Origin of the sequence: Paeniglutamicibacter kerguelensis (assembly GCF_017876535.1) — a bacterium.
In the GTDB taxonomy this organism is placed as follows: Bacteria; Actinomycetota; Actinomycetes; order Actinomycetales; family Micrococcaceae; genus Paeniglutamicibacter; species Paeniglutamicibacter kerguelensis.
This window is the reverse complement of record NZ_JAGIOF010000001.1, coordinates 3,027,534-3,040,158: the sequence shown is the minus strand read 5'-3', so window position 1 is coordinate 3,040,158 and position 12,625 is coordinate 3,027,534. Positions and strand designations below refer to the sequence as shown.

Genomic DNA, 12,625 nt, shown 5'->3' with positions numbered 1-12,625 from the left:
GCCCCTCCCGCAGCGTGTCGGTCAGGCCTTCGTGCGGCGGCGCAGCACCAGTGCCCCTACACCCAGTACCAGCAGGCCACCGCCGGCACCGGCCAGCAGGCCAACGCCCTCGGCGCCGGTCTCGGCAAGCGCCGGGGCGGGCGCCCTGACCGGCGTGAAGACCTCGACGGGCTTCTTCGCCGGCGCCTTCGGCTTGTTGATTATTGCGGCCGGTTCGATCACCGGCTTCTCGGCTGATTCCCCGGCGGATTCCTTCGTCGGTTCCTTGGCGGGCTTGTCGGTCGGCTCGTCAGTTTCCGGGAACAGCTCGCCGATGAAGCTGCCGTTCTCGTCGAGCACCCCCTCCTCGATCAGCTCGCCCATGACGACGCCGACCATGAACTGCGCCATCAGCAAGTCATCCGGGTAGGTGGCCTCCAGATAGGCAAACAGCTCCTCCGGGGTTCCCTCGACGAAGTACGGGAAGATCGTATCGCGGAAGTCCGCGTAGTCCTCGGATTCCACCAGCTGAACGAACGACTCGGCATTGTCCTCCAGCCACTGGCCGGACTCGCCGCTGACCATCCACTCGTTCCACTGTCCCTCGGTCCAGTCGGCCGCGCCCTCGGGGAACTTGAACAGGCCCGAACCCGGCAACGATGCGGCGGGTTCCGCGTCGGTCTCGGCTTCTTCCCCGGCATCGGGCGCGGTCACGACCGTGGCTGCGGGATGGGAAACGACGCCGGTTGCCGACGGGGCGGCTGGTGCCTTGGCCACGGTCGGGGGAGCTGTCTTCTCGGTGAGAGGCAGGACTTTCTCCACCAGGGTTTCCGCGGGGGCATCCGCAGGCGCAACAGCTGGATTTTCCATCGGGGCTTCCGCACCGGCGGGCAGGCCATCGGTTTCCGGAATCGCCGGAGCGTCGGTTTCCTCGCCGGCGCCGGCCGGCGGCAGTTCTTCGGTGTCGGCCGGGCCGGTGGTTGCGTCGCCACCCGGGGCATCGGCATCGGCGTCGATATCGGCATCCGGGGTTCCGGCCGTAGGTTCCTCGGCGGCGCCGTTGCGGGCGGTCTCCTCGACGGGCAACTCCGGCAGCAACGGTGCCTCACCCTGCTCCACGACCGGAGCGGACTCGCCGGCATCCGGGGTGCCCTGTTCGAAGGGCGCCGTGACGACCGAATCGTCGTCGGCCAGCGGCTGGGCGTTGGCAGCGGCGCCCGAGAACACCAAAGCGCCGGCAAGGACGGCCGCGCCGACGGTGGACCTCAAGGGGTATGGCATCAAATAATCCTGTCTTGCGAAATTTTGCCCGGGCAGGAACCGGCGTGGGCACGCTTCTTCACGAACGGCCGACCCCCTGCGGGCGAACGGGTGGTAACTCACTACCCCCGAAACTAGGCGCCGGCAGCACCCCTGTGCCAACAGGAACGCGGCGGGTCGGGGGATCGTTACAGGGTCGTTGCCTGCCGGTGCTTGGTTTCACGGGGCGGCGACGCCCCGAAACCACTCAATAAAGCACCCCACGTGCCACGATGTCCCCATGCAGATCAGCACCGAACGACTGGAATTGCGCGAGTACGCGGAGGCCGACCACGACGCCGTGCATGCGTTCGCCTCCGATCCGGAGGTGTGCCGCTTCGTCGAATGGGGCCCCAACACCCCGGGTGACACCCGGGTGTTTCTGCGCGCCTGCCTCGATGAACAAATCACCGATCCCCGGCAGACCTACACGCTGGCGATCACGGTGGGCGGGTGGGTCATCGGGTCGATCGCACTGATGCTTGGCGATTCCGAACTCGCCCCCGGACGCGGGAGCGCCGAACTCGGCTATGTGCTGGGCACCGGTGACTGGGGCAGCGGGTACGCATCCGAGGCGGCGGTGGCAATGCTCGATTTCGCGCGCGGGACCCTGGGCCTTGAGCGGGTCGTGGCAACCTGCCGTCCGGAGAACACCGGGTCCATCCGCGTGCTGGAAAAGTCGGGCCTGCGCAGGGCCGGGCTGCTGCCCGGGCACAAGGTGATCGACGGCGTCGCGCGGGATTCGCTGCTCTTTGCGATCGACCTGTAAAAATCGACCTGTAAAAAATTGACCGGCAAAGGGACCTGCAAGCGGGCGGCGGGCCGCCGCGGCGCACAGGGCCCAAGCGCCGAGGTGAATCCGTCGGCGGGGCCGTGGCAGGATTGAAACCATGACGATCACCGCAGCCGCAGACGGATCAGCCCTCGGAAACCCAGGACCGGCAGGATGGGCCTGGTACATCGACGACGACCATTGGCGTGCCGGCGGCTGGGCCCACGGCACCAACAACATGGGCGAGCTGATGGCCGTGCTCGACCTCTTCCGCTCCACCGCGCACCGCCCGGAGGAGGAACTGCACATCCTCTGTGACTCGCAGTACGTGATCAACTCCGTGACCAAGTGGATGCCGGGCTGGAAGAAAAAGGGCTGGAAGAAGTCCGACGGCAAGCCGGTGCTGAACCTCGAGTTGCTCAAGGACATCGACGCGGCGATCAAGGGCCGGAACTACCGCTTCGAATGGGTCAAGGGGCACGCCGGGCACGAACTCAACGAGGCCGCCGACGACCGCGCCCGCGCGGCCGCCACCGCCTACCAGGCCGGCCAGGAACCCGACGCCGGGCCGGGGCTCGAGGGCGCCAGCACCGCGGACGAGCGTGCGGCCAACCAGGAGGTTCCGGCTCCCGACGGCGACGACGCGCTGCCCTTCGAGGACCTTGAGGCGCCGTTCGTCGATCGCGAAGTGGCTGAACTCAAGGCAGCGGCCGCTCCGGCGGCCCCGGCTCCGGCCGCGCCTGCACCCGTTTCGGCGGCGACGGCCGCTGCGGCGGAAACGTCTGCCTCGGCCGCGGACCTGCACATGGTCTTCGAGCTGGAAAGCGAACTGCTCTCGCCGACTGTCCGCACGGACCTGGGCGAGATGCTGGCGTTCCTGCACCCCGAATTCCAGGAGATCAGCCGCGACGGCTCGCTGACCGACCGCTCCACCATCATCGCCGCGTTGAGCGTCGGCCAGCCGCTGCCGGCCGGCGGGTCGCTGCAGGTGCTCGCCGCGAACCCGCTGGGGGAGAACATGGTGCAGCTTGCCTACCGTCTGCTGGCCGGGGACGGCGTGGTCCTGTGCTCTTCGTTCTGGCACCGGGTCGATGGCCGCTGGCTGCTGCGCTACCGGCAGGAAACGCCCAGCGCGTAGCAAGGCGCTGGTGGGAAGCGAAACGGGCCGCCGAAACACTGGCCCCGCTTGCCGATTCCGCCGGACCGTCATGGGTAATGTGGTGCGGGTGAGTACGCAGATGAACACCGCCGATGTCCTTGATGAGCGCTTCGCCCCCGTCGCGGAGCTGATGCGCTCCTACGCACAGGAAGACCCCGGCTACTCGGGGCAGCTGGCGATCTACCGGGACGGAAACCTGGTGCTGGACATGCACGTCGGGAACGACTGCACCGCCGAGTCGCTGACCGGGGTGTTCTCCTGCTCCAAGGGCGCCGGCGCGCTGGTCATGGCGCTGCTGGTGCAGGAGGGTGTGCTGGACCTCGAGGCGCCCGTGGCGCTGTACTGGCCGGAGTTTGCCGCGGCCGGCAAGGAAAACATCACCGTGGCCCAGCTGCTGAGCCACCAGGGCGGCCTGCCCGGCGTCGAGGGCGGGTTCACCCAGGAGGAACTCATCGACTCCCGGCTGGCCGCGGGCATCATCGCCGCGGCCGCGCCGCTGTGGAATTCTCCCGGAACGCACTCGTACCACGCGCTGACCATGGGCGTCTTCATGGAGGAGCTGGCCAGGCGAGCCGCGCTGGAGCCGCTGCAGGACATCTTCGAGCGCCGCATCCGCGCACCCCACGAGATCGACTTCTACCTGGGGCTGCCCGAGGACCAGGAATCCCGCTTCCGCCCGGTGCTCACGGTGCAGGACGCGGAACCCTACCCGTTCGTCGACCCCTATTCCCCGCTGGGACTGGCCCTGAATTCGACGGCCGGTTTCGACGGGCCGAAGGGGCCGGGCTTCGAAATCCTGGACGTGCCGAATGTCCGATCCATCCGCGAGGCGGGGATGGCCGCGATCGGCGGGGTGGCCAACGCGCACGGCCTGGCCAGCCTCTACGCCGCTGCGACCACGGGATTCGTCGACCGCGCCGGCGACGAGCACGCGCCGTTTCTGGATGCCGCGACGATCGCAACCGTCAGCCAGGACCGGGTTTTCGGGCTGGACCGCGCCACCGGGACGATGGGCGCGTTCGGCGTCGGGTTCATGAAGGCCCACCCGAACAACGCGTTCGGTTCGTCCCGCGCGTTCGGGCACGACGGCGCCAACGCGTCGCTGGCCTTCGCCGATCCCGCCTACGGGCTGGCGTTCGGCTACGTCCCGTCGCGGGCGGAAGCAAACGGCACGGGATCCCGCGGCGGGCGATTGACCGTGCTGGCACGCCAGGTGCTGCTCGGCGGGTAGCCGGGGCAGTTGCCGGGACGGGCCCGGCGTCCGGAAACCTAGATGACTTCCGCATGTAGGTCGGAGAGGAACTGGTCGCCGCGGATTTCCTCGAGCCACGGGATCTGCGCGGGCTCGACCTCCGAACCATGCGTGAAGACGATGTGCAGCGGAATGGTGTACTGGCGGATTTCCGGGTCGGGATCGTGGTTTTCCGGCATGCCGAGGTCCAGCGGGCGGGCTGCATCCGGGTCGCGGCCGGCATCGGGTCCGAATGCCGGGGTGTGCTTGGCGGCCGGGGTGCGGTGCAGGTTCCGTTTCATGATTCGAGAGTGCGCCCGAAATCTTTGTGGCGGCTGTGACCCGGGCGCATGGATGCCGTGAGTCTTGGTGCGTCGCCGCCGAAGCGGTTCTCCCGCGCCGGAAGGTTGCGGCGGGATAGTCTGGTGCCGTGGAATTCTCGAAACGATACCTGGCACTTGGCGACTCCTTCACCGAAGGAATGGGCGATGAGGACCCGACGCGGCCGAACCACGTCCGCGGCTGGGCGGACCGGGTCGCCGAACAGCTCTGCACCGACCCCGAATGGGGATACGCGAACCTGGCGATCCGCGGCAAGAAGGTCGGGCAGGTCGTCTCCGAGCAGCTGCCGGTCGCGCTGAACATGAAGCCGACGCTGGTCAGCCTGTACATGGGAGGCAACGACATCCTGCGCCCCAGCGTCGACATCGACGCGCTGATGCAACGCTACGACGAGGCGGTGGCCAAGCTGGCCGGGACCGGTGCCCGGCTGCTGCTGTTCACCGGCTTTGATTCCAACGGGTCGGCGATCTTCGAAAAGACCCGCGGGCGCACCGCCATCTACAACGAGGGCGTGCGCGAGATCGCCGAAAAGCATGGGGCGGTCATCGCCGACTACTGGCGCTGGCGCGAATTCCAGGACTGGCGCTACTGGGCCGCCGACCGCCTGCACATGGGCACTCCCGGACACACGCTGATGGCCAAGAAGGTGCTCGGCGTGCTGGGCCGCGAGACCGGGATCGAGGTTCCGGAACTTCCGCCACTCATTGCGCAGACCCGCGCCGAAAAGCTGCGCGCCGATGCGGCGTGGGCCAAGGAATTCCTGGCGCCGTGGGTCAAGCGCCGGCTGACCGGGACCTCGTCGGGCGACAACCTGGGCGCCAAGTACCCCGACTACATTTCCCTGGGTGCCGGCAACGCCGGGCGCCACGAATAGGGAAACCCTGCGCCGCAGGGGTTACCTATTGGCGAGGAACTGGGCCCAGAACTGGCGCCCGGGTTCCGGGTCGACGCCGAAGGCTGCCGCATAGCGTTCGTGGGTGAGATCCCAGTTCTCGTGCGCGTCCATCTCCGAGAGGTACCCGCCGTCCAGATGCACGTCGAGGCGCGCCAGGTAGGAGTGCCAGCCGGCGGCCGTCTGCGCCGCGGGGGTGCCCTCGGTGAAGACGTGGATGAAGACCAGGCGGCAGCCCCCGTCCTCCGGAGTCAGGTCGAAGCTGTAGTCGTCCCCGTTGAAGTTCCAGGCCAGGCGGTGCGGGGCCGCGGCCTCGGTGACCTCGCCGGTCATGCCGTAGACCTCGAGCTTCTCGCCCGCCGCAGGGGTCCAGGGGGCCGCCGCGGGGAACCACTTCTCGAGTTCCTCCGGTTCGCTCACGGCCCGCCAGACGCGTTCGACCGAATGCGGCAGCACGCGCTCGAAGCGCAGGGCCGGGCGCCCGCCGATTGTTTCCAGGGTTCCGTCGCTCATGGGTTCTCCTTCAGGTGTTGTTCGAGGGTGTCCAGGCGGCTGGACCAGAACATGCGGTAGGGCTCCAGCCACTGAAAGACTTCTGCAAGGGGTTCGGGATGCAGCGCATAGAAACGTTGCTTGCCCTCGGCGCGCACCACCACTAGCCCGGCTTCGCGCAGCACCTTGAGGTGCTTGGAGACTCCGGGCTGGCTCAGCCCGAGGTGCTCCACCAGTTCCCCGGCGGGGCGCTCGCCGTCGCGCAGCAGGTCGAGGATCAACCTGCGGTGTGGTTCGGCCAGTGCGGCATATGCGCTCATGCCGTTCATATTACTGTGTGGAAATATGTTGCGCAAGGTCGGCTGGATGCTCGGGGACGTCGCCGGTCCCGCCCGCCCCGCCTTTGCTCTGGCCAAGCGCTGCGGCTAGTGGTTGGCTGGGAAACATGAGTCAAGATGCAGTGCAACACGAGGACGAGCCGCACGATGCGGGGGTTGCGGCGCGGCTGAATTGGCTGCGAGCCGGGGTGCTCGGGGCCAATGACGGAATCGTTTCGGTGGCAGCGGTGGTGGTCGGCGTGGCCGGGGCAACGGCGGCCAACGGGCCGATCATCGCGGCCGGTGCCGCGGCTTCCATCGGTGGCGCCATCTCCATGGCCCTGGGGGAGTACGTCTCGGTCTCCAGCTCCGCCGATTCCCAGCTGGCGCTCATCGAAAAGGAGCGCCGGGAGCTCTCGGAGATGCCCGAGGTCGAGCTCGAGGAGCTTACCGCGATCTACCGGGCCAAGGGCCTGAGCGCGGAAACGGCGGCGCGCGTTGCCGGGGAGCTCACGGCCCACGACGTGCTCGCCGCCCACCTGGACGCCGAGCTGCACCTTGACCAGGACGAGGTTCTCAGCCCGTGGCATGCCGCCGTCGCCTCCGCGATTGCCTTTTCCGTCGGCGCGGTGCTGCCCTTTGCCACTGCGGTGTTCCTGCCCGGCCCGTTGAAGATCCCCGTCACGTTCGTTGCGGTGCTGCTCGCGCTTGCCTTCACCGGCGCGATGGGTGCCAGGCTTGGCGGTGCACCGATGCTGCGTCCGACGATCCGGGTCCTGGTCGGCGGGGCCGCGGCGCTTGTTGTCACGTTCGCGATCGGCTCCTGGCTGGGGGTCTCCGGCGTCGTGTAGCTGTATTCGCCCGCGCCGGATGCCGTGGCGTGCAAAAAGGTCCGCGGGGAGGATGCCTGTTGGCATTCTCCCCGCGGACCTTTTCGGAGGTGTTCCCGTGTGTACCCGTGCGGAGGCCGGGCCTAGCCGGCAACCTGCAGCGAGGTGTTCCAGTTGAAGTCGGCCAGGGCCGGGTTGACCTGCATGGCCATCATCAGCAGCTGGAAGCCTTCGAGCTCGCGGGCGTGGTGGATGCCACCGACCTCGAGGGGGCGCATGCCCGCTGCGGTGACGAATTCGGCCACGGCGGTGCGGGAGGCATCGTCGCCCGCAATGAAGATGTCCTGGGTCGCGCCGCCGGCGTTCCCGGCGGCCAGCGGGCCCGCGAAGTTGGTGTTGAAGGCCTTGACGACGCTGGCGGAGGTGAGCGCGGCGATTTCCTCGGCTGCGGAGCTGCCGTGGGCGGTGGTCAGCGAATCGAAGGTTGCGAAGTCGACCGGGTTGGAGATGTCGATGAGGATCTTCGCATCCAGCGCCGCGCCCTGGGCCTGGACGTATTCCTTGGAGGCGTCGAAGGGCAGTGCCAGGATGACGATGTTGCCGGCCGGGGCCTCGGTGGCGTTGCCGGAGGCGGTGCCCTGGCCGAGTTCGGCCGCGAGCGATTCTGCGGCCTCGGTGTTGCGGGCCAGGACCTGCAGGTTCTTGCCCGCGGCGAGTGCGCGGGTGGACAGTGCGCGGGCCATGTTGCCGGTGCCGATGATGGTGATGTCGATGGACATGGGTGCCTTCTTTCCGAAGAGTCGAGCGAGGAAGTTCTTCATGGTGTCCTCAAAACTTTTGGTTGAACTTTCAAGTAAAACACTAGACCTCCATTGATTGAAGCGTCAAGTGTTTGTCCGAAATTTCTTTCAGGGGAGCCGGTGGCGGCGAAAAATCGCTTGCTGATATGGGTTGGGGCGGTGCGTGTTGTTTAGCTCACGCATCGCCGGTAGGATGGTAAGCGTGCCTCGCAGGGGGCACAGCCACTGACATGCGGCGGGAGAGTCCCGCACAACGTAAGTTGGTCGGGCGCCGTAGGAGCAATTCCTCCCCGGGAAACTCTCAGGCCCCCGTACCGCCGCGAAGAGGCAACTCTGGAAAGTAGCAACATCGCCACGGCGGTGCGGCTCACCGAAGGTGCAAGCATTTGTTTCGCCGTCAAGCGAAGCAGTGCGGAAACTCTCAGGTCACAGCAACAGGGTCGGGGAGGGACTTGCAGCTCGTTCGGCGTGCACGCACGCCGATGACCCAATGGAGTTCCCCATGACCGTGACCCCGTCCGCTGAGTTCGTCGCCCGCCACATTGGCCCCCAGGGCAGCGACATCGACACCATGCTTGCCCAGCTTGGTTATTCCTCCCTCGACGAACTCGTCGATACGGCCGTTCCGGCCGACATCCGCCAGAGCGAGCCCCTGAACCTGCCTGCCCCGCGCACCGAAGCCGAGGTCCTTTCCGATCTCCGCGTGCTCGCCGGCAAGAACGTCATGAAGACCCAGATGATCGGCCAGGGTTTCTCCGACACCTACACCCCGCCGGTGATCCTGCGCAACATCCTTGAGAACCCGGCCTGGTACACCGCCTACACCCCGTACCAGCCGGAAATCTCCCAGGGCCGCCTCGAGGCACTGCTGAACTTCCAGACCATGGTCATGGACCTGACCGCGCTGCCGATCGCCAACGCCTCGCTGCTTGACGAAGCCTCCGCCGTCGCCGAGGCCGTGCTGCTGATGCGCCGCGCCAACAGGGCCAAGGGCACCGCCAAGACCGTGCTGGATGCCAACCTCTTCCCGCAGACCATCTCCGTGGTGCAGGGTCGCGCCGAAGCCCTGGGCTTCGAGGTTGAAATCGCCGACCTGACCGCGGGCCTGCCCGAGGGTGACATCTCCGGCATCGTGCTGCAGCAGCCGGGCAACAACGGCGCCGTCGTCGACCACGCCGCAATCATCGCCGCAGCCAAGGAGCGCGGTGCGATGGTCACCGTCGCCGCCGACATCCTGGCCCTGACCCTGATCACCGCCCCGGGCGAGCAGGGTGCCGACATCGCCGTCGGCAACACCCAGCGCTTCGGCGTTCCGCTGTTCTTCGGCGGCCCGCACGCGGCCTACATGGCAGTGCGCAATGGCCTGGAGCGTTCGCTTCCCGGCCGTCTGGTCGGCGTCTCCAAGGACTCCGCCGGCGCCCCCGCCTACCGCCTGGCCCTGCAGACCCGCGAGCAGCACATCCGCCGCGAAAAGGCCACGTCCAACATCTGCACCGCCCAGGCGTTGCTGGCGATCACCGCCTCGATGTACGCCGTTTACCACGGCCCGGCAGGCTTGAAGCGCATCGCGCAGCGCACCCACAACCACGCCCGCACCATCGCCACGGTGCTTTCCGGTGCAGGCCTGGAACTGGCCGCCGACGCCTTTTTCGACACCGTCCAGGTCAAGATCGCCGACATCGACGCGATCATCGCCAAGGCCGAAGAAGCCGGCATCAACCTGCGCCGCGTGAACGCCGACACCGTGGGCATCTCCACCGACGAGACCACCACCCCGGCACACGTTGCCGCCATCGCCGCAGTCTTCGGCGTCACCGGTGAAGGTTTCAAGGCCGAGGGCTTCGAGCTTCCGGCGGCAGTGGTTCGCACCAGCGACTACATGAGCCACCCGATCTTCAACACCATCAAGTCCGAGACCCAGATGCTGCGCTACCTGCGCCGCCTCTCGGACCGCGACCTGGCCCTGGACCGCACCATGATCCCGTTGGGCTCGTGCACCATGAAGCTGAACTCCACCGCCGAAATGGAATCCATCTCCTGGCCGGAATTCGCCTCCATCCACCCGTACGCCCCGGAACACCAGACCGAGGGCTGGCGCGACCTGATCACCGACCTTGAGGGCCGACTCTCGGAGATCACCGGCTACGCCGGCGTTTCCCTGCAGCCGAACGCCGGTTCGCAGGGTGAATACGCCGGTCTGCTGGCCATCAGCGGCTACCACCAGGCCAACGGCGATGACCAGCGCACCGTCTGCCTGATCCCGGCCTCCGCCCACGGTACCAACGCCGCCTCTGCCGTCTTGGCCGGCATGAAGGTCATCGTCGTGAAGACCGCGGCCGACGGCTCCATCGATGCCAACGACCTTGATGCGAAGATCGAAGCGAACAAGGACGTCCTTGCCGCGATCATGATCACCTACCCGTCCACCCACGGCGTGTACGACCCGGACGTGCGCGAGGTATGCGACAAGGTCCACGCAGCGGGCGGCCAGGTCTACATCGACGGCGCCAACATGAACGCCTTGGTTGGCCTCGCCCAGCCGGGCAAGTTCGGCGGCGACGTCTCGCACCTGAACCTGCACAAGACCTTCTGCATCCCGCACGGCGGCGGCGGACCGGGCGTCGGCCCGGTTGCCGTTGCCGAGCACCTGGTGCCGTTCCTCCCGGGCGACGCCACAGGCACCTACACCGTGCGCGACGGCGTCCCGGTCGTTGCAACGCTCTTCGGTTCGGCCGGCGTGCTGCCGATCTCCTGGGCCTACATTGCGATGATGGGCGGCGAAGGCCTGACCGACGCCACCAAGACCGCGATCCTCTCGGCGAACTACATCGCCAGCCGCTTGGGCCAGCACTTCCCGATCCTGTTCACCGGCAACAAGGGCCTGGTTGCGCACGAGTGCATCCTGGACCTGCGCGAGCTGACCAACAAGACCGGCGTCACCGCCGAGGACGTTGCCAAGCGCCTGATCGACTTCGGCTTCCACGCACCGACCCTGTCCTTCCCGGTCGCCGGCACCCTGATGGTGGAGCCGACCGAGTCCGAGGACCTGGGCGAGATCGAGCGCTTCATCGAAGCCATGATCGCGATCCGCGGTGAAATGGAGCAGGTGCTCGCCGGTGACTTCGACATCGAGGATTCCCCGCTGCGCAACGCCCCGCACACCGTCTCGGCAGTCATCAACACCGCTTGGGATCGCAAGTACTCCGTCGAACAGGCCGCATTCCCGGTCCACGCCCTGCGCGTCGACAAGTACTTCCCGGCAGTGGGCCGCATCGACGGCGCAGGCGGAGACCGCAACCTCATCTGCTCCTGCCCGGCTCCCGAAGCATTCGAAAACTAATTCCGCCACTCATTTTTGAGCCCCACGAAAGGTAGCTTGATGAGCGACCCGAAGAAAACCTCCCTGCATGCCCAGCATGCGGAACTAGGCGCATCCTTCACCGACTTCGGCGGCTGGGACATGCCGCTGAAGTACGGTTCGGAATTGGCCGAACACAAGGCAGTGCGCGCCACCGCCGGTCTCTTCGACCTCTCCCACATGGGCGAGGTCTGGGTAGAAGGCCCGGACGCCGCAAAGTTCCTGAACACCGCGCTGGCCGGAAACATGGCCGTGATGAAGGTCGGCAAGGCCAAATACTCGGTCATCTGCAACGAAGCCGGCGGCATCATCGATGACCTGATCACCTACCGCCGCGGGGACGAAAAGTTCCTGGTCGTGCCCAACGCCGGCAACGCCCCGGTGGTTGCCACAGCACTTGCCGAGCGCGCAGCAGGCTTCGATGTCACCGTGACCGATGCATCGGCCGAGACCTCGTTGATCGCCGTACAGGGCCCGGCCGCAGTGGCCATCCTGCACGAGGTCGTCGCCGAGTCCGCCAAGTCACTGGTGTCCGACATGAGCTACTACGCCGCGGACGAGACCACGGTTGCCGGCATCGACGTGCTGCTGGCCCGCACCGGCTACACCGGCGAGGACGGCTTCGAGCTGTACGTGCCCAACGCACAGGCCGCCGAGCTCTGGGACGCCTTGATGGCGGCAGGCGCAAACCACGGGTTGATCCCCGCCGGTCTTGCATGCCGCGACTCGCTGCGCCTCGAGGCCGGCATGCCGTTGTACGGCAACGAGCTCTCCCTTGAAGGCAACCCGTTCGAGGCCAACCTCGGCCCGATCGTTTCCTTCAAGAAGGAAGAGAACTTCGTGGGCCGCGAAGCACTGGAGGCCGTCAAGGCCGAAGGCGCCAAGCGCGTGCTCGTCGGACTCAAGGGCCTTGGCCGTCGCGCCGGCCGCGGTGGCTACCCGGTGATGAAGGACGGCGTGCAGGTTGGTGTTGTCACCTCCGGCCAGCCTTCCCCGACCCTCGGCTACCCGGTGGCCATGGCCTACGTCGATCCGGCATTCGCCGAAATCGGCACCGGGCTCGACGTTGACCTGCGCGGCAAGGCCGAGCCGTTCGAGGTCATTGCACTGCCGTTCTACACCCGAGCCAAGTAACGTTGGTGGTGGCGGAGAGC

12 protein-coding genes and 1 riboswitch are annotated in these 12,625 nt (G+C 67.2%); of the genes, 7 read left to right on the top strand and 5 right to left on the bottom strand.

Features of this window, described 5'->3' with window-relative positions; translation table 11 throughout:
- Positions 1-21: 21 nt before the first annotated feature.
- Complete coding sequence (locus JOF47_RS13970; RefSeq protein WP_209999510.1) at positions 22-1,260, bottom strand: LPXTG cell wall anchor domain-containing protein; 1,239 nt, start codon at positions 1,258-1,260, stop codon at positions 22-24.
- A 259-nt stretch (positions 1,261-1,519) separates the two neighbouring features.
- On the opposite strand from JOF47_RS13970, the gene JOF47_RS13965 reads away from it, so the two are divergent.
- The 3 genes from JOF47_RS13965 (at position 1,520) to JOF47_RS13955 (ending at position 4,440) form a co-directional block, all read left to right on the top strand.
- Positions 1,520-2,047 carry a GNAT family N-acetyltransferase gene (locus JOF47_RS13965; RefSeq protein WP_209999508.1) on the top strand — a complete coding sequence of 176 codons (528 nt, stop codon included), beginning with the start codon at positions 1,520-1,522 and terminating at the stop codon, positions 2,045-2,047.
- A 121-nt stretch (positions 2,048-2,168) separates the two neighbouring features.
- Complete coding sequence (locus tag JOF47_RS13960; protein WP_209999506.1) at positions 2,169-3,188, top strand: ribonuclease HI family protein; 1,020 nt, start codon at positions 2,169-2,171, stop codon at positions 3,186-3,188.
- Positions 3,189-3,276: 88 nt separating this feature from the next.
- Positions 3,277-4,440, top strand: coding sequence for a serine hydrolase domain-containing protein (locus JOF47_RS13955; protein ID WP_342592790.1), 1,164 nt, complete (start codon positions 3,277-3,279; stop codon positions 4,438-4,440).
- A 38-nt stretch (positions 4,441-4,478) separates the two neighbouring features.
- Here the strand turns inward: JOF47_RS13955 and JOF47_RS13950 are convergent, their stop codons facing one another.
- Positions 4,479-4,742, bottom strand: a complete 264-nt coding sequence (locus tag JOF47_RS13950) for a hypothetical protein (protein WP_209999504.1) — start codon at positions 4,740-4,742, stop codon at positions 4,479-4,481.
- A 128-nt stretch (positions 4,743-4,870) separates the two neighbouring features.
- On the opposite strand from JOF47_RS13950, the gene JOF47_RS13945 reads away from it, so the two are divergent.
- Positions 4,871-5,656, top strand: coding sequence for an SGNH/GDSL hydrolase family protein (locus JOF47_RS13945; RefSeq protein ID WP_209999502.1), 786 nt, complete (start codon positions 4,871-4,873; stop codon positions 5,654-5,656).
- A gap of 21 nt (positions 5,657-5,677) precedes the next feature.
- Here JOF47_RS13945 and JOF47_RS13940 read toward each other — a convergent pair whose 3' ends face one another.
- Positions 5,678-6,187 carry an SRPBCC domain-containing protein gene (locus JOF47_RS13940; protein ID WP_209999500.1) on the bottom strand — a complete coding sequence of 170 codons (510 nt, stop codon included), beginning with the start codon at positions 6,185-6,187 and terminating at the stop codon, positions 5,678-5,680.
- Complete coding sequence (locus JOF47_RS13935; protein ID WP_209999498.1) at positions 6,184-6,486, bottom strand: ArsR/SmtB family transcription factor; 303 nt, start codon at positions 6,484-6,486, stop codon at positions 6,184-6,186. The genes JOF47_RS13940 and JOF47_RS13935 overlap by 4 nt, the downstream gene beginning before the upstream one ends.
- 125 nt (positions 6,487-6,611) lie before the next feature.
- Between JOF47_RS13935 and JOF47_RS13930 the strand changes: the two genes are divergently transcribed.
- Positions 6,612-7,334 (top strand): VIT1/CCC1 transporter family protein, encoded by a 723-nt coding sequence (locus tag JOF47_RS13930; RefSeq protein WP_209999496.1) that lies wholly within the window; start codon positions 6,612-6,614, stop codon positions 7,332-7,334.
- A 122-nt stretch (positions 7,335-7,456) separates the two neighbouring features.
- Here the strand turns inward: JOF47_RS13930 and JOF47_RS13925 are convergent, their stop codons facing one another.
- Positions 7,457-8,134, bottom strand: coding sequence for an NADPH-dependent F420 reductase (locus tag JOF47_RS13925; protein WP_245356372.1), 678 nt, complete (start codon positions 8,132-8,134; stop codon positions 7,457-7,459).
- A gap of 205 nt (positions 8,135-8,339) precedes the next feature.
- Positions 8,340-8,440: riboswitch (glycine riboswitch) on the top strand.
- A gap of 175 nt (positions 8,441-8,615) precedes the next feature.
- On the opposite strand from JOF47_RS13925, the gene gcvP reads away from it, so the two are divergent.
- Entirely contained in the window at positions 8,616-11,453 is a 2,838-nt protein-coding gene (gcvP, locus tag JOF47_RS13920) for an aminomethyl-transferring glycine dehydrogenase (protein ID WP_209999495.1), read from the top strand.
- A 39-nt stretch (positions 11,454-11,492) separates the two neighbouring features.
- Complete coding sequence (gene gcvT, locus JOF47_RS13915; RefSeq protein ID WP_209999494.1) at positions 11,493-12,605, top strand: glycine cleavage system aminomethyltransferase GcvT; 1,113 nt, start codon at positions 11,493-11,495, stop codon at positions 12,603-12,605.
- The last annotated feature ends 20 nt before the right edge of the window (positions 12,606-12,625 follow it).

What these genes read in the sequence shown, in the direction of transcription:
- JOF47_RS13965 (WP_209999508.1), top strand. Translation starts at nt 1,520, where the DNA reads ATGCAGATCAGCACCGAACGACTGGAATTGCGCGAGTACGCGGAGGCC.
- gcvP (WP_209999495.1), top strand. Translation starts at nt 8,616, where the DNA reads ATGACCGTGACCCCGTCCGCTGAGTTCGTCGCCCGCCACATTGGCCCC.
- JOF47_RS13935 (WP_209999498.1), bottom strand. Translation starts at nt 6,486, where the DNA reads ATGAGCGCATATGCCGCACTGGCCGAACCACACCGCAGGTTGATCCTC.
- JOF47_RS13970 (WP_209999510.1), bottom strand. Translation starts at nt 1,260, where the DNA reads ATGCCATACCCCTTGAGGTCCACCGTCGGCGCGGCCGTCCTTGCCGGC.
- JOF47_RS13940 (WP_209999500.1), bottom strand. Translation starts at nt 6,187, where the DNA reads ATGAGCGACGGAACCCTGGAAACAATCGGCGGGCGCCCGGCCCTGCGC.
- JOF47_RS13960 (WP_209999506.1), top strand. Translation starts at nt 2,169, where the DNA reads ATGACGATCACCGCAGCCGCAGACGGATCAGCCCTCGGAAACCCAGGA.
- JOF47_RS13930 (WP_209999496.1), top strand. Translation starts at nt 6,612, where the DNA reads ATGAGTCAAGATGCAGTGCAACACGAGGACGAGCCGCACGATGCGGGG.
- JOF47_RS13950 (WP_209999504.1), bottom strand. Translation starts at nt 4,742, where the DNA reads ATGAAACGGAACCTGCACCGCACCCCGGCCGCCAAGCACACCCCGGCA.
- JOF47_RS13925 (WP_245356372.1), bottom strand. Translation starts at nt 8,134, where the DNA reads ATGAAGAACTTCCTCGCTCGACTCTTCGGAAAGAAGGCACCCATGTCC.
- gcvT (WP_209999494.1), top strand. Translation starts at nt 11,493, where the DNA reads ATGAGCGACCCGAAGAAAACCTCCCTGCATGCCCAGCATGCGGAACTA.